Source organism: Legionella nagasakiensis (assembly GCF_900639915.1).
Classification (GTDB): Bacteria; Pseudomonadota; Gammaproteobacteria; order Legionellales; family Legionellaceae; genus Legionella_A; species Legionella_A nagasakiensis.
Window position 1 is genome coordinate 72,074 of sequence record NZ_CAAAID010000011.1, and the last position, 16,230, is coordinate 88,303.

Below are 16,230 nucleotides of genomic sequence, written 5' to 3' on the forward strand. Positions count from 1 at the left end.
CCTTATTAAGGAAAACAAATTAAAACATGAATTTATTGAATCCGCATTATAAACCACTGTATTTTTCTATCAGCATGCGATTCTTGGCACAAACATCTCAGTATTTTTATTATGTCCTGATGCCGATTCTCGTCGTTAGTTTGAGCGCACAACCGCAATTAATTAAATTGACAGTAGCCGTTTTCTTTTTTGGTTTATCGGTTTCTTTATTTTTCTCAGGGCCCCTAATTGATACAGTAGGCACTTTAAAAAGTTTCTGGCTGGGATTGCTTGTTTTTTTAATTGGTACTGTTATTTGTGTGTTTTCAGAAAACGTTTACATAATGATGACTGGTCGATTTGTGCAAGCCTTGGCGGTAGGGATTTTGCAGATTCTCTCGAAAAGTATGCTTGCCTCCAGTTCTGAACGCACGACTTTATTTGTCATTTATCGCATTTTGGTTAGTTTCTCTCCTCCCACAGCAATGCTAGCTACGAGTTTAATTTTGTATTTTTTTTCATGGCAAGCCAGTTTTATTTTTTTACTTATTTTATCTTTATGCATTCTAGGAATTGGTGTATATGGTGTAGGTGAAGACACTGCAAAACTGCGGCCGAAAACCCATTTAAAAACACATCTAAAAACGTACTTGACATTATTCAAAGAACCAGGGTTTATACCCATTATTTTAAGCTATAGTGTCGTGAGTGCTATCTCTGCGCCGTTTTATGTTACCGTTACCTACACCTTAGTGCACGTTTTACATTATCAACCGCATGTGATTGGTTTAATTAGTACTATCTTCACTGTAATTGGCATCGCTGGGACATCCATCAGCTTACGGGTAGAGAAAACAAGGTTTAAACAGGATGTCATGCGTATTGGCTTTGGACTATCTTTTTTGGGTTGCTTTTTGCTACTCCTTTGTGCCGCTCTTTTTCCGCCATCCATTTTAGCTTTTGTACTTCCTCTTATGTGGTATATATTTGGCTCTAACTTTTTTTACGCTAAATTTAATACTTACATCATAGAGCAATTTGAGCATATCAGTAAAAACATTGCCTTATCTTCGATGGCAATTGGCATTGCTTTCATGAGCTCATTAGCAACGTTCATTAGCTCCTTTCATGGGCATGAAACCCTCACGAAAACAGCATCTTTAATGTTCAGTATGGTAGTTTTATCCATAGGATTTTATGGCTATGCAGTGTCCAGAATGAGAAAAAATAAGAAATGAGCACCAAGCACAATTCCATTTTATTGTTTATCAACGTTAAGGCTCTAATTTTTTAAATTCTCGAAAACCTCCACATTCTTGATAACCTAACTGTCTATATAAAGAGTAACCTTCGCCAGATGCTTGTAAAACGGCAATATGATATCCGAGATCTTTGGCGCATTTTAATCGATATTGTTGCATGGCTGTCCCATAGCCTTTCTTGCGTTCTTCCGGAGCTGTTGACAGCCAATGCAGCCCAGCCACTTGCGCAAAATAGCAAGATAAACCGCATACCACCGGCTTTCCATTCACGTATCCAACATAATATTCAATGGGATCGCTCTCAGTCAAAATCGCTGCCACCCATGAAAAATATGTCTTAAATTCATCCTTGTCATTAGCCAGCACCAGAGCAAAATCTTGCAACGCTTTTTCATCCGTTGCACGAATAATATTCAGCTTAGGAATAGAACCAGTTTGGCCGTCCCACGCATCTAAGTCAAAATACATGGCGCAATTGTTTTCCGTATTTTCATACCCTTTGCTCTCTAAATATTTCGGCAAATTCTCCGGTTTATCGCCAGGACTAACCCACCAGGAGAATGGACGATTTTTATGAGTGAAATAATCAGTTACTTCTGAAATTTTTTTATCTGCTTCTTCTGCAGAAAAATCAGCATCAATGACATAATTAAACGTATCATCGGTTAATCCTGAGTTAACAATCGTATACCCAGGTACCCTTATAAGCTCAACTTGCGTTAAATACTGAGCAAAATGAGTCATATAAACATTCAGATTTGCTGCCATTGCTTTAATTATTTTTTCCTTTGTCCAATCTTTAGCGAGTGAGCCAGTATTTGGTGAAAGATAATCTCTTTTTTTTCCTTCCCATCGCTTTGCCTTAGCATCAATTTCCTGAACCAATGCATCTTTGCCAGCAACATACGAGCGAATATCATCACATTGTTTTGCAAGCTTAAATTTAAGCTGGGCATAAGAATGGGCTACCTCTGGGTGATAAATAACATAATCTCTGAAATTTACATGACGTTCAATTTGCGGGCTTCCCCGTTCATGCAAATGCAAATGAAATGCGATGACTTTATCTTGCCTTTTTGTAAAAAAGCTCTTATGAGGAATAATTTGCCGCCTGACCGGTTCATAATTTAATTCAATTAACTGTTCGGCTATTAAGTTAATTTCATCCAAATTCTCTATGGATAACATTATATCGATGACAGGCTTGGCAGGCATATGAGGAATGCTGGTGCTGCCAATATGATAGATTTCTTTAAGAAACCAGCCTAACCTATTTTGAATACACAAAGCTTCTTGCCTGAATAAACCAGGCCATTGATGATCATAAGAAACCACGCATATTTTGGGTAATTGCATTGAATCAATCCACTATTAAATATTTCAGTATATTAGGATCACAAATGATGATCCTGATTTGTATTTGCCATCAAGACTTACAGGCATATATAGCTCATTAATTATGAGCGATGTTTCTGCTAAAATTTACATAGAACTATTAAAAAAATTTATTCCAAAGGTCATTATGAAATTATTACGCTATGGCGCATCAGGTCAAGAGAAAGCCGGGTTGCTTGATGATCAAGGAAATATTCGTGATCTCTCCGAATTATTGGGTGATATTGATACGTCATCATTAGCCTTTATTAAAGAAAGGCTCATTTTAACTAACATCCATACGTTGCCACTCGTGGCTAAGGATGTTCCCATTGCCGCACCGATTAAACAACCCGGTAAAATCATGTGTATTGGTTATAATTCGTTATTGCATACACAACAGATGGGAGCCTCCCCACTTCCGGAATCAGAAATGATGGTGTTTTTAAAACCTTCTTGCGCTATTTCAGGCCCCTATGATCCTATTTTATATACTCGTCATACCAAAAAACTGGATTGGGAAGCCGAATTAGGTGTGGTTATTGGTAAAAAAGGCAAATACCTTGAAACAGATCAAGCAGAAGAGCACATCTTTGGTTTTCTTTGTGTTAATGACCTTTCTGATCGTTATTGGCAATTTGAAACTGCCGATAAACAATACACCAAAGGCAAAGGAATGGATGGATTTGCATCCATCGGACCTTATCTGGTTTCTCTGGACGAAGTCCCTGACTCAACGAATTTAAACGTAAAACTTTGGGTCAATGGAGAAGTCCGCCAAGATTTTAATACCAAAGATTACATCAATAATGCCGCATCGGTGGTGAGTTATTTAAGTCAATTTTTTACTTTATTTCCCGGGGATATCATCGCCATGGGTTCCGCTCCAGGCAATGCCAAATTCTGGGGAGAACAATATCTTAAAATTGGCGATAAAGTGACGTTAGAAATAGAAGGACTGGGAAAACAAGAAAAACACGTTATAAAAGAATAACACATGCTTTCAATAACTTATGTCGATCACATATACAGCTTGGGAACTATCGAGTATAGTTAACTGAAGTACTTTAGTTTATAACCATCGAACTTACATTTCCAGGCGTTTTCTTCCTCCAGGGTCTATTTTCTGGCCTATAATAACCTCAACTCGACATAAGCAATCCCAAATTTTGCTCAAGGGAATGAATTTTGAGAGAAGGCTTTTTCGGCTTGAGCCTATAATCGGCTAACCCTGATAAGAGGTTAATAACAAAATTATCAGGCTTACGATGCCTCGTGTGTTCAATTTAGCAAATTGATTTTAATTGGTCAATAACTGTTTCGATAATGCTGCGCTGTCCGAGGAAATATTTTTCAAAAGGAGAGAACATTTTGGTTTTCATATTTCTGCGCACTTTTGTGATACGCTTAATTCCTTCCTGGAAAAGACTTTCCTCTTTTTTCTTTGAGAGATAGCCCTTATCCCCAGCGGCAAGACCATTGAGGTTTTTGAAAAGTTGCTCTAGTGGATAACGAGCATCAACATTACCTTTTGTTACGCAAAATGCAATTAACTCACCAAGATGATTAATCACAAGATGGAGTTTAAACCCCAAAAACCATCCCATTGAAGATTTACCACGTTCCGCTATACCGGCAAATGTTTTATGGCGATGAATGCGCTTGTTATGACATACTTTCAGAGTGGTTGAATCAACATAATACAGCCCTGTCTTCTTTCCCATATGGGACAGCAAGTAGGCTGATAAAGGTGTAACTACAGATGACATGACTTCTACGAATCGATTATAACTGACAAGTTTCGGAAAATACGATTTCATATCAACTTCTACGCATTCACGATAATAGTCTTTAAAGGTTCGATAATGGCTGAGGTGAAATAAAATCATGACCGTCATGATTTCACTGGCTGACGGCCTACAAGGGCGTTGTCTTTTGCGATTCGGTGATGGACGTAAATAAGGAGACATTTCTTTAAACCATGCCTTGCAAAAATCATCAATATCACAGAATATTTCTACCATCGGTGCTAACATCTTGTTTCCTTACATAATTCAGGCGTGAATTTTAAAAAAACAAAATGTATATGGCACCGATATCCTTTTCAATAATTCAATGAGATAACCTTATTCCTATACCGAGCTGAGGTTATGATCAACTATTTATTTAAAAAATTGGACCGTTTTTATTTTCATTAGATTCATCCAGAGACTCTTCTAAGCGAGCAGTAACATCTGAGTAAATTTTTGGATTGAACTGACATAAACGTAAAAAGATAGTTTGAGAAAATTTTTCCTTTGCCTGTTTGTGCATCTCTCCCTGTGGAATAGTACATATATCTTCAAGTAGCCGCCAAAACTCAGTATAGTCCAACCCCTTGGAGTAACCTTCAGATAAATTGCTGATGTATTCATCTACTCTTTGGGCATAGTCGCGAATCCTCTGGAACAATGCTATATGCTTTCTCATGATATCGGTATCGATTGGTTTTAATAGTGGATATGGCAGAACTAGAAGTTTACAAAGTTCGTTATAAAATACAGCCAAACCCAATGTATTTTTATCACTATTAAACGATAGAATCGCAGAGCGAATTTCACGTAATTCATTGATAAAATTTGGAGGAAATTCTGGCTGAGATGTGATTTGCCTTAGCCAGGGAGGGAGTTGTTTCCATTGAGCAGTTTGCTCACAAATTACTAGCTTCTCTTTTAATTGGCTTTTAATTTCTGTAAATTGCCTTTCACTAATAACTGGCATATCTTTCTCTTATTAAAATATCAAGATACTCATCTAGGAAATTTGGGTAACATCCACTTTGTTGCTTACGGTTTCATCATGGTATCTGCTTCGATTGCTTTCTCTGCTGCAGTTGTAGCAGCAACACCAGTCACATAGGATGCTTGCAGATAATCAAGTTTAGGGACCAATTTACCAAAAAAAACTCCACTTATTATACTCAAGCTCAGCACTAATTTTAGCTTGGTTAGCAATACGTTGATCCTGACTCGTATCAGTAGCAGGGGCGCCAGCCTTTCTACGAATTTGTTCTTTTGAGAGCATATTTATCTCCAGATTACCAATAAAGTCATAATATGGACAATTTTATCATATTGATTCTCACCAAACATCTTTTTTATGCAAGTGACTCAAGAAAATTTACTCTTGATACATTTCGGATGTCGTCAAGTAAAACTTGTTATTTTGATGAAACCTGCAGATGTATCGCATAAACAATATGAACAATTAAAAATCATCCATTCACCTATTAAAAAATAGTTAATCGTCAAGACTGTTTTTTTAAATTTTCTCTGGTAAAATTTAATGCTAAGCAATTTAAAATGTGTCGTCAGCAACCTGTGGATATTTTTTTACTCAATCCGCAAATTCTTTCCCAACCAAGCATTCAAATCACATAACTCCAATAAATACAAGGCTTATAGGCGGGTTTAATCATTGCTAATTTTCAGATTTATCCACAAAATCTGTGGATAAATCTGTGAACAGCCCATTAAAACCCTTGAAAAATAATTGCCTTTATCTCATTGGCTAGAGATTATTCATTGATCCCATAAATGAAGCTTGAATGTACTTATAGGACTAGCTAATACAACCTATCTTAATCAAACAATGACCGCTCATTGAGTATTAATGAATTTATTTGTTATTGATACCATGGCCTTCTTTTTATAGAAGGTCATGGCTTAAACACTTATAGCTTGTATACGGTTTTTAACCATTCTTTGGCTTCCGGACTGATTTTTCCATCCTGTAAGGCAATGGCCGTGATAGTCGCTTTTTTATCTATCTGTTCACCGCATATTTCATCCATTAATTGATTCCAGCTTTGCAATAATTTAGATGAAGAAATTTTTCCAACATTATCCAAAATGCTATAAGCACGCTGTTTCAAGTAAGCATCCATTGCTTTATCCATCCAAGCTACAATTTCTGGCGTCAACCCATGTTGCTCAAGTCCTTTTCCTTCACCAAAACCTCTTTCGAATTTTTTAGTTCGAAGATGAGCATATTTTTTACCATATAGATGGTTGACCCAATCCATCAATTTTTTCCCTAAATAAATACCCGTTTCGGAATTCGGATCCCGATGCAGATTATTCTTAAACTCTTCAACAAGATTAAACCAATCTTTTTCAAACCTTTCCTTTTGTTCTGGTGTTGAATTTGATTTCAATTCTGTTTCGAATTTTGCATATTCCTTTAGTTCATCAGGCGTAAAGATTTCTTTAACCCAGGCATCTTCAAGTTGTTGCGTCATTTTATATACCTCAATAAGTTCGATAACTTTTTTCCAAGGAATGGATTTATTATTGTTACAATCTTGAGATATTCGAGCTAATATGGCACTTGCTTCCATTAATGATGCCGCTTTTTCCCGTAAGAACCTGGATTGCATAAGAAGGTTATCAGGCAAATCATCATTCCTGGTAAGAAATTCCTGGATTTGAGATAATTCAAAACCAAAAAATTTAAGCGCAATAATCTGTTGTAACTTTAATAAATCCTCTTCGGAGTACAAACGATAATTGTTACTTTGGCGCAAACTAGGTTTGAGCAAACCAATTTTGTCATAATGATGCAGTGTACGTACCGACACTTGCGCAAGATTTGCAAACTCTTTTGCTTGCCATTGTTTCATCGTTTTTTCCTCCTTGTTTCCAAGGTTAATGTATGACGCAACGTCATAGTCAAGCTTTTTAAAACCATACATTTATTCATTATAAATCCAGGGAAATAATCAATTAACAAGAAGGTAAGAAAATGCAGAAAATCAGTAGATCGAAGAACTTAATCTTGTACCCTTGTAAATGGTTGCATCACAGTGCAAATTCAGACGTCTCAGCCCCAATAACATCAGGTATATCAGCACCCTCTATTTGATTAGATATCACTTCTTGTAACTGAATCATGGTTGCTTGCATTCGTCTTTGAAATTGCTGCGCAGACATTTTTCGACTACACACCGATCATGGATAAATTCAATATTGAATTGCTATTCTAATTCTGTTTTTTATACTCATCAAAAGATATGATACTGACTGCGCTCTAAAAATGATAAAATATTAGCAATCTAACGAGACTATCGTTTTATGCCAAGAAGTAATGACGATTTATTCTGTTTTTTCTCAGGTTTTGCTCATCAAGACATCGAGGTGCATGAATATCAAGAACATCTTGAGACTAAGACAGTTATTTTGACTTGCCATAATCTTGACAAGCATTCATTGTCTAAAGACGATTACATACAACTCGATGGCGTACTTTTTCAGATCCTTGAAACCAATGGCTCATATTTTAAAGCTTGCAGTACTTTTGAATTGGTAAACGATACATCCATCAAGAATCTCAGTCCGGGCAGTAAATTAACGTTAGGGATATTAGCAGAAAAAGATATATCGCATGAGCAATTATGGATGTTACAACCATCGGCTTTAAGCCAAGTAACCTATCTAAGTTGTTCCGTACTACATGATCATGAACATACTTTAAAACTTGATTTTGAGGCACCCCCAGACCTTGCCGCAGTGATTCATCAAGATTGCCATTTAGGGTTGGCCGGCTCTAGTTTGACAGCACGTGACGTCGCGAAAGAGAGCCTTTTAATAAAATTTTCAATTTATTGTGGTCGAGAAACCAGAGAAAAATCACAATTTAACCAAACTCTTAAGCCAGGTACTCGAATCAATATCACTGAACCCGCTGAGATAGAAGATAGAACTTGTAAATTATAATCTTAGAGAATCTTTTCGCTCCAGGCTTTAAACCCATTACCTTATTTCAAGAGCTTGGGGATCAAAATAGCAACAAACCATAATTCCTTGAATTAATTTAATATGGATGCCTTAGATATATTGTACAAACAATATGAACAATTAAAAATCATCCATTCACCTATTAAAAAATAGTTAATCGTCAAGACTGTTTTTTTTAATTTTCTCTGGTAAGATTTAATGCCAAGCAATGTAAAAATACTTATGCATCAAGCTGTGGATATCTTTTTCGATCAATCTGCAAACCCCTCCCCAAGCATACACTCAACACTATATAAACCCAATAAATATAAGGCTTATCGCAAGATTTAATCATCACTGATTTTCATATTTATCCACAAAATCTGTGGATAAACCTGTGAGCAGACTATTGAAAGCCTTGAAAAATAACCGTCTTAATCTCATGATCAGGGATTATTTATTTGGTCACATAAATGACTTGAATGTACTTATGATACAGTGCCCCCTCCTTTAATGCATTAGTAAGGACGGGCAAACCCTCCATCGACGAGGAGATTGGCTGCCGTAACTTCACTTGGGCCTTTTGATTTAAGAAAAAAATAAATGGTCTTAACAAGACCTTCCATGCTCGCCAGTCTTCCTAATGGCGCAGCTGAAGCCCTCTCGCGTAGTACCTCAGTATATAATACGCCTCTATCTCTCGCTTCATTTTCTAATTTTTCCTTATAAGTTGGCGTCACCACTTGTCCTGGTGAAATTGCATTAAATCGAATGCCTTTGGGACCATAAGTATCAGCAAACGTTTTTAAGCATCCCGTCCATGCAGTACGAACATCATTAAACGCTTCCCACTTAAGAGCAGAGATAGGCTGTTTGCTTGAAGCACCTGAAATCAAGACAACGGATTTTAAATCACTGGCTTCCATACTGGGTAACAATTGTTGCAGTAAAAATCGAGGTCCCGTGAAACAATCTCGCATTGCTTTATTAAGAACATCAAATTGTTCAGTTGGATCTTCTGGTAATTCAGGTGGACGAGGCGGCATCAAAACAATGCCATCAATGCCCATTCGAGAGTGCGCAATAAGATCCTTCATGGTCTCTGGATTGCCCAGATCTGCAGGATAAAAGGCAACTTTACAGTCTGGATACACCGCGGTAATTTCTCCAGAGAGTCTCCTTAGTTTCTCTAAATCACGACCTGTAATAATTAAATCATGCCCTTTTTTTGCCAGGCGCAGGCATAATGCCGAACCAATATCACCGGTGGCACAAGTAATTAAAAAACGACGTTTCACACTTAAATCCCTCTGAGCACAAGGTGTATCATAATTTATGTAATTAAACCGACAACATTTTATCCTTAATGAATAAATTTGTCTAAATTAGGCTCATATGAACGGTAGATTATGAAACACCAAATTTTTATCAAAAGTACAGAATCATTATGGGAACACTTATCTGCAAATGGGCTTCAGAAAAGTAATTTGCTGGTTGGTGAACAACCATGGATTAAATTTTTATTTACAGAATCTTAGGCACTCTTCTGAACCTGGTGCATTTTTTTCAAGTTCTTTAGCACAATTTTGAAAGAAAGTCTGTCCAGAAGACTGCCAAAACTTAGGTGAATGACTAGAGACAGCAAAAATTACCAAGCCAGGAATAATAGTTAAAATGCTTAGCACAATTAATGCATTCGTCATATACCTTTTCCATGCTGGATCACGATGAGCCTGGATTAGTTGGTCTGATTCATTTAATTGTTGATAAAATTGTTGAACTTTTTCACTTGGCTTGTTTTTTGAGCCTAATAGGTCATATAGCCCGCTTACTGCTTCAAATTTTTGTTTCAAAAGTTGAGAGGATTGATCTTCAGGCCACTCCACAATTTTTTGCACATGGTTAACAAGATTAGGAAAATCTTTTATATCCAGCTCTGGAGCCACTTGTTTTCTTATCTCTTTAGCTAAATGCAATAAATAATTTTTAGTTAAAGGAGTTAGTTTGGCTTTAACAATGACTTGAAATTGATATTCAATGTCATCATTAAAATCAGTAGATGATGCACTGTGTTGAGCTTGTAAATCTTCTAATCGCTCCATGAGCACAGCTACTCGCTGACGAAGCATATCATTTTCATCTGCAAGCCGTTCTTTTACTTGAGATAACTCTCCGATCAATTCAACTTGTTCTTGCTTAGTAGAGGATAATTTCTCAATTAACTGGGTTTGCTTGTCTGTTTCGCCAACCAGTTGTTTAACTAAGGCGACCTGCTCTGATTTTTCAGAAGCTAATTGTTTGATTAATGCTGCTTGTTCTTCTTTGTCAGCCGTTAACTGCCTGATTAACTCTGCTTGTTCTTCTTTATCGGCCGTTAACTGCCTGATTAACTCTGCTTGTTCTTCTTTGTCAGCCGTTAACTGCCTGATTAACTCTGCTTGTTCTTCTTTGTCAGCCGTTAACTGCCTGATTAACTCTGCTTGTTCTTCTTTATCGGCCGTTAACTGCCTGATTAACTCTGCTTGTTCTTCTTTGTCAGCCGTTAACTGCCTGATTAACTCTGCTTGTTTTTCTTTATCGGCCGTTAAATGCCTGATTAACTCTGCTTGTTCTTCTTTGTCAGCCGTTAACTGCCTGATTAACTCTGCTTGTTCTTCTTTGTCAGCCGTTAACTGCCTGATTAACTCTGCTTGTTCTTCTTTATCGGCCGTTAACTGCCTGATTAACTCTGCTTGTTTTTCTTTATCGGCCGTTAAATGCCTGATTAACTCTGCTTGTTCTTCTCTGGTAGAAGTTAACTCGCCAATCAATTCAAGTTGCTTCTCAATCGTTCGAGTTAAAGGATTAACTGCGCCTAACCCTATAGCAAACCCTTCGATTTGTTTATAAAGAGCCTCATATTCTCCGAATAAAGGTTGAATACTCTCCAAAGGTATTTCATATTGGACAATGTATTGAGCGGCTAAATAAACGATTCGAGATCTATATTCTTCCAGTTCACTTTCCCATTGTTCATAATCAAGCGAAGGATCAAGCGCTTTAAAATCAGGAAGTGCTTTTCTAAATTTATCCAGCTCATTGCAAGATGCAATTACCTCTTTAATAATATTCCGTACTGAATGGGTAAAGTTATTATCCAATGCTTCAACCATTAATAAACAAGCCCATTCCCGGCTATTCATAGCTAACTCACCAGAAACCTCAAGCTCTCTTAGAATTTTAAATTCATCTTCTAAAAATATTTTAATTTGACAAGGAAGCAAATTCTGCGCCTGATACTCTTTAGCGTTCACAATGAACTCTTTTAAGCTTTTTAGTAATTCCGTTTCCGTAGAGTTATCTTCGGTTTTATTCGTTTCTAAATGTTCAACAATTTTCTGAATTTTATCCTGTAAATCGATAAGAAACTGTTTTGCTTTCAAGTTATTTGCAAGATCTTGGTATTGCTCTTTTAATGCCTTGCGCTTGATAGTCAGAGTGGATTCCAAATTCGATTTAAATGTAGCAAAAATCGTTTGTGCCAATTCATTGGTTGGATCCTCTTGATTGAATGTTGCAAACTCAATAAATGATGTATGAATTGCATGGTATACAGCTTTTCGCTCACTGGAGTCCGTAAGTTTATTTTGTAAATAAGATTGTCTCACCTCTTCAATCAGAGTACCTACACCTTGCAAGAGAAGATCAAATCCTTCTTCCGTTTCTAACGTGGGAGCAATCCTATCTCCTATCATTGATTCAGTTACTGGGGAAACGATATCCTCTACTTTTTTTAAATCTCTCAACTGCTTTGTATGTCTACAAATTTGCAGCAATCTCGCCACTGCAGTATTAATGGTTTCACTAAGCGGTATATTGTCTGCTAAACCTAATTCATGATTTAAATGAATACGCGCGTGCTCATAATTTAGAAAATGTCCACCAGGAACAGGAGGAACAATGGTCTCTAGAAAAGTATCGTTGTGTGCTTGATAATGAACAATTCGTTGATCAATGATTTTCCATATCAATCTGAGAATCGCTTGTTCTTGGCCAAGAACGGGATAAGCGGTCTTATTATAATGTAGATAAGCTTCTCTATTTTCAATAATCTTATTGTATAACGCAAAATATATTGATTTAAATCGCTCATCCTTACTCATGAGAGAAAGATCTTCACTAAATAAATCAGACATCAAATGAGCAAAAGGATCCGATTCCGGGGGTCTTGGAGTAATTTTTACGCCATTACGCATTAGAAAATCAATCAGCTTAACCACCATTAATTCTTGTACATGTTCGGTTGATTTAGCAGTAGGATTTACCCCTCTTTGTTGATCCAAAAGATTTCCCGAGCCAGTTCCATGATGTCCTGGTAAGCTCTGCAGCTTAAATTTAGTTTCTTTGGAAACGCATTTGGGAACAATAGGCTTGAAACAACGAGAACGCTCATTTTCATAAACAAATTGTTCATATTCTTTAACAATTTTAGGCACCTCATAAAAACGAGGATCTCTCCAAGCCAGCGACGAAAGATGAGTAACACCTACATAATTTCCCCCAGGAACTGGATCTATGTTTAGCATAGACAATTTTACAGCACCAATATGTTTACTTATTTCACTCCAGTTCAATGTTTCTAAAGCACTTTTATGAGTTCCATTCATGGCGGCTTTAGTATATTTACATACGCTATTACACACTTCCGGATTAAAATCAGCTTGCTCTTTTAAAAGATTTTGAATGCGTTCTAATTCATGAGCGACTAATATTGCTTCGACTGCTCCACGACTATGAGCAATGATGCTGATATCTGTTTCTCCCCGACTTACCGCTTCTAAAACAGCTAAAACACCTCGAGTAATTCTATCCCCTACCTCTTGGCCTAGCGTGGTGGGTCCATCAATTACCGCGACATCCTTATTCCTAAAACGAGTCACCTCATCAGTAGGCATGGTCGATGTATCATTAATGAGGGTAGAGATATAACTTAAAGTTTCTGCTCTATCATACGCATTCTCAGCACAGTCAGGAGAAAACGTCGTATCAGTACCTAACAAGGTAAGGGTATAAGCCATGATAAACCTTAATTAATACACTAAAATTTCAATTTAAATTTTCAGTATAAAAAATATTTCTTAAATAAATATTAAGTCATCATGATGATAAAAAATTCAAACTCGCTTAAACATAACCAGAAAAAAATCCTGGCTGCTATAATTTGACATTAGGGCGGATAACTCCATGACGTATCACTTTTAAATCAAGAAAGTGTTTTTTACTTCTGATAAACTTGGCAGGATAGTGATAAGCAGAAGTCTAAGGAGGCAATACCCAATAATTCAAGTTTTTTCGTAACTTATTGCGAAATAATTGCCTTTTTTCAGTAGGTGCCTCGTGATTAAGCAACCAATAAATGTCTGAAATAATGGCGCGTGAGCGATAATAACTGTGGCTAAAAAAGGAAGGCTTAATAATATAAGTTGCATCAATAATATCAAGATTTCCAAGGCCTTTATCCATTAATACCAACAAAGCCTGCGTTTCTTCCAGTTGCGTTTCTTCGTTAAATTGAACGGGTAAACCTAAAGGTTTTGTACCATATTTTAAATGTGAAATGAGTAGCGCCCCATCATCCGAAGCAACATAAACCGTAAGTTTTTTTACCATTGCTAACATTTGATTCTTGAATTGATGATTAAAATCATCTTCATTTATATCCGGCGCTATTAAAATAATATTCTGAATTTCGGCATCACTGTCTCGCCAGTTTGCCTGCGTGTACAATTTATCAAAAGCATCACAAACCAGTCTAGTGCCAAGACTATGAGCAATAATCACTAATTTGCCATTTGGAACTTCTTTTTTTAATTGGTTAAGAAATTTGGCTAAGAAAGGTGCACTTTGCTTTTCCGCATTTGCATCATCGTCATAGGCAAACCATCGGTTTTTACTAGGCCATGAAAAGAAAAGATAAGTTGCTTCTGTATTCAAATCATAAGCGCCACGAGCCAGTACAGATGCAGTACTATTAAAGCTATTTGCATAGCCATGAATCCACAAAACCACTAATTTTGATTGACTGTTTGCAACTGATTGCCTTAGCTGACGAAAAAAATTGCTTTCATCAAGATTTTTATCTTGTAATAATTTTTTTTCAAAATGACCACCAACATAATACTGTTTCGGGATTCTCACGAAGGTACTTCCATAACTTAGCTGACTAGCTGATTGATCAGAGCCCTCCCCAACTTTTGCCAAGCGATTAGTAGCATAGAATACCTTTATTGCTGGTTGCCCCATAACGAGATGGATACCCGAACGATTTTCAAGATTAATAACATCGTAATCAAATTGAGATAGGTATCGATAATAGAAAAAGAAACAGACACTCAATACCAAAGTTAGGATAATTAAAAAAATTATAAGAGATTTGCGAAACAATAGTTTCATAGTCTATCCAATAATGGGGGCAAACCTCTTAAGGGGCTTAGATAGTTAGGAATTGAAAGAAACGCTTCTCATCGCACAATTAGAGAAGAAGCTTCGTCATCCTTATCTCTTCTATCCATATCTCTATCTACCCTTTTACCTCTTTCAAACCCTTCTGCTTTAGCCATGTAAGCCAGCGCACCTGAACCAGGTTGATATGAAATTTTAGAGGCCTGAGTAATTTTTTCTAAATCATCTTTAGTTAAAAAAATGCACCCATTTTGGGGGGTTTTCATTACACCCGGACCAAACGTGTGACTGTGAATCCCGTGTTCCTCAAACAACTTTTTAGCAAACGCTTCTGCTTCTTTTTGTGAAGCGAACTGGACGCGCATCGCATGGCGATCATGACCAAGAGTATCAGCTCGATTATTGTCGACCATCTGAATTTCAACTGGTACTGCAAGATTCTGCATGACCTGCTTCACTGCATAAATAGATACTAAATCAGCCACATGATTCTTTTGTATCTCATCAGCAGATCGCAGGTAAATATCAAGCATTGTACTTTGCTCAGAAGCTAGTGGCACCTCACCTCTTTGTAAATGCTGTTCAACCTGTTGCACATAAGTACTATCTGGCATTCGTATTATTTGCGCATTCTTAGGGTCTCTCCAGCCCACAGATTTTCCTCCTCCAATAGCATATCTTCCATCAGGAGCAGCTAATCCTCTAATTTCCCATCCTGCTACTGGCGAACTTTTTGCTTGTTTCCAAGCAGGTAAATCTCCAATGTTCACATCTTTATTTTTTTGATCGCGCATTGTTTCAGGAGTAGTGGCATGTTGTAAAACCCAGCCTAATAAACTTTTAGGCTTCCCACTATCTGCCTCTACAATCGCATTAGCTAGTCTTTCTGCCGAAGCAGGGGAGGAAACCGCCATTTGTTCCAGATATGCTTTACAATTGGCTTTACCCCCTTCTTTATAGCCAAAACCACTGCCTTTGTCTACGAACCCTGTCGCAGTATTTCTGCCAGAAGCACGCAGCATCGCCACACGCTGCCAATTCTCTATATCTTGGGCGGTAAGAGCATCAAGTTCCCGATGATATTCTGATGGTACCAGTTCCTTATTGGCTTTAAAAAAATCGGTTAGTTTAGGCATTAAGGCATCAATGCGGGAAGCGTATTGACGACCATGTATACTGGCATGAGCTGGAGAAAAGCGGTTTAACAAAGCAGCAGCTTCTTGTGTTCTCATCGTGATAATTGTCCATTCAACCATTTTGCAATATTGAAAGTATAGTATAAAAATCATCCACAACTATTGAGAACCCCTGCTGGACCTTCACAACCATTACTGGTTGAAGACAATCTTGGGCTTAATGATTCAGAATACTTTATGCCTCTCTTCAACAGCACTGCAAAAAGTAACTATGGCAGACTCCTC

At 37.1% G+C, this 16,230-nt stretch carries 12 protein-coding genes and 1 pseudogene; 3 read left to right on the forward strand and 10 right to left on the reverse strand.

Annotated features, from left to right (window positions below):
- Nucleotides 1-26 precede the first annotated feature (26 nt).
- Entirely contained in the window at nucleotides 27-1,217 is a 1,191-nt protein-coding gene (locus E1O52_RS09720) for an MFS transporter (RefSeq protein ID WP_133128514.1), read from the forward strand.
- 36 nt (nucleotides 1,218-1,253) lie between these two features.
- Here the strand turns inward: E1O52_RS09720 and E1O52_RS09725 are convergent, their stop codons facing one another.
- Nucleotides 1,254-2,597, reverse strand: a complete 1,344-nt coding sequence (locus E1O52_RS09725; protein WP_133128515.1) for a bifunctional GrpB family protein/GNAT family N-acetyltransferase — start codon at nucleotides 2,595-2,597, stop codon at nucleotides 1,254-1,256.
- A gap of 166 nt (nucleotides 2,598-2,763) precedes the next feature.
- Here E1O52_RS09725 and E1O52_RS09730 point away from each other — a divergent pair, with 166 nt between their 5' ends.
- The gene (locus E1O52_RS09730) at nucleotides 2,764-3,609 is read left to right on the forward strand and encodes a fumarylacetoacetate hydrolase family protein (protein WP_165474773.1); all 846 of its coding nucleotides are present in this window, start codon (nucleotides 2,764-2,766) and stop codon (nucleotides 3,607-3,609) included.
- Between the two features lie 148 nt (nucleotides 3,610-3,757).
- Here the strand turns inward: E1O52_RS09730 and E1O52_RS09735 are convergent.
- The 5 genes and pseudogenes from E1O52_RS09735 to E1O52_RS13415 all read right to left on the reverse strand — a co-directional run bounded on the left by E1O52_RS09735 (nucleotide 3,758) and on the right by E1O52_RS13415 (nucleotide 7,585).
- A pseudogene (locus E1O52_RS09735) lies at nucleotides 3,758-4,651 on the reverse strand (IS982 family transposase).
- Between the two features lie 130 nt (nucleotides 4,652-4,781).
- Nucleotides 4,782-5,375 (reverse strand): hypothetical protein, encoded by a 594-nt coding sequence (locus E1O52_RS09740; protein WP_133128517.1) that lies wholly within the window; start codon nucleotides 5,373-5,375, stop codon nucleotides 4,782-4,784.
- A gap of 171 nt (nucleotides 5,376-5,546) precedes the next feature.
- Complete coding sequence (locus E1O52_RS13410) at nucleotides 5,547-5,678, reverse strand: hypothetical protein (protein WP_278043954.1); 132 nt, start codon at nucleotides 5,676-5,678, stop codon at nucleotides 5,547-5,549.
- 649 nt (nucleotides 5,679-6,327) lie between these two features.
- Nucleotides 6,328-7,275 carry a MerR family transcriptional regulator gene (locus E1O52_RS09745; protein WP_133128518.1) on the reverse strand — a complete coding sequence of 316 codons (948 nt, stop codon included), beginning with the start codon at nucleotides 7,273-7,275 and terminating at the stop codon, nucleotides 6,328-6,330.
- 178 nt (nucleotides 7,276-7,453) lie between these two features.
- Nucleotides 7,454-7,585 (reverse strand): hypothetical protein, encoded by a 132-nt coding sequence (locus E1O52_RS13415; RefSeq protein ID WP_278043955.1) that lies wholly within the window; start codon nucleotides 7,583-7,585, stop codon nucleotides 7,454-7,456.
- A 141-nt stretch (nucleotides 7,586-7,726) separates the two neighbouring features.
- On the opposite strand from E1O52_RS13415, the gene E1O52_RS09750 reads away from it, so the two are divergent.
- Entirely contained in the window at nucleotides 7,727-8,368 is a 642-nt protein-coding gene (locus tag E1O52_RS09750) for a hypothetical protein (RefSeq protein WP_133128519.1), read from the forward strand.
- A gap of 518 nt (nucleotides 8,369-8,886) precedes the next feature.
- On the opposite strand, the gene E1O52_RS09755 is transcribed toward E1O52_RS09750, so the two are convergent.
- The 4 genes from E1O52_RS09755 to E1O52_RS09770 all read right to left on the reverse strand — a co-directional run bounded on the left by E1O52_RS09755 (nucleotide 8,887) and on the right by E1O52_RS09770 (nucleotide 16,104).
- Entirely contained in the window at nucleotides 8,887-9,666 is a 780-nt protein-coding gene (locus tag E1O52_RS09755; protein ID WP_165474774.1) for an SDR family oxidoreductase, read from the reverse strand.
- A 222-nt stretch (nucleotides 9,667-9,888) separates the two neighbouring features.
- The gene (locus E1O52_RS09760; protein ID WP_133128521.1) at nucleotides 9,889-13,425 is read right to left on the reverse strand and encodes a CCDC158 family protein; all 3,537 of its coding nucleotides are present in this window, start codon (nucleotides 13,423-13,425) and stop codon (nucleotides 9,889-9,891) included.
- Nucleotides 13,426-13,666: 241 nt separating this feature from the next.
- Nucleotides 13,667-14,545: an alpha/beta hydrolase gene (locus E1O52_RS09765; protein WP_165474775.1), complete on the reverse strand. Its 879-nt coding sequence runs from the start codon at nucleotides 14,543-14,545 to the stop codon at nucleotides 13,667-13,669.
- 323 nt (nucleotides 14,546-14,868) lie between these two features.
- Complete coding sequence (locus E1O52_RS09770) at nucleotides 14,869-16,104, reverse strand: hypothetical protein (RefSeq protein ID WP_133128523.1); 1,236 nt, start codon at nucleotides 16,102-16,104, stop codon at nucleotides 14,869-14,871.
- Between the last annotated feature and the right edge of the window lie 126 nt (nucleotides 16,105-16,230).

Bases quoted from the DNA above. Each gene is read 5' to 3' on its own strand.
- E1O52_RS09720 (WP_133128514.1), top strand. From the start codon at position 27: ATGAATTTATTGAATCCGCATTATAAACCACTGTATTTTTCTATCAGC.
- E1O52_RS09725 (WP_133128515.1), bottom strand. From the start codon at position 2,597: ATGCAATTACCCAAAATATGCGTGGTTTCTTATGATCATCAATGGCCT.
- E1O52_RS09730 (WP_165474773.1), top strand. From the start codon at position 2,764: ATGAAATTATTACGCTATGGCGCATCAGGTCAAGAGAAAGCCGGGTTG.
- E1O52_RS09740 (WP_133128517.1), bottom strand. From the start codon at position 5,375: ATGCCAGTTATTAGTGAAAGGCAATTTACAGAAATTAAAAGCCAATTA.
- E1O52_RS13410 (WP_278043954.1), bottom strand. From the start codon at position 5,678: ATGCTCTCAAAAGAACAAATTCGTAGAAAGGCTGGCGCCCCTGCTACT.
- E1O52_RS09745 (WP_133128518.1), bottom strand. From the start codon at position 7,275: ATGAAACAATGGCAAGCAAAAGAGTTTGCAAATCTTGCGCAAGTGTCG.
- E1O52_RS13415 (WP_278043955.1), bottom strand. From the start codon at position 7,585: ATGTCTGCGCAGCAATTTCAAAGACGAATGCAAGCAACCATGATTCAG.
- E1O52_RS09750 (WP_133128519.1), top strand. From the start codon at position 7,727: ATGCCAAGAAGTAATGACGATTTATTCTGTTTTTTCTCAGGTTTTGCT.
- E1O52_RS09760 (WP_133128521.1), bottom strand. From the start codon at position 13,425: ATGGCTTATACCCTTACCTTGTTAGGTACTGATACGACGTTTTCTCCT.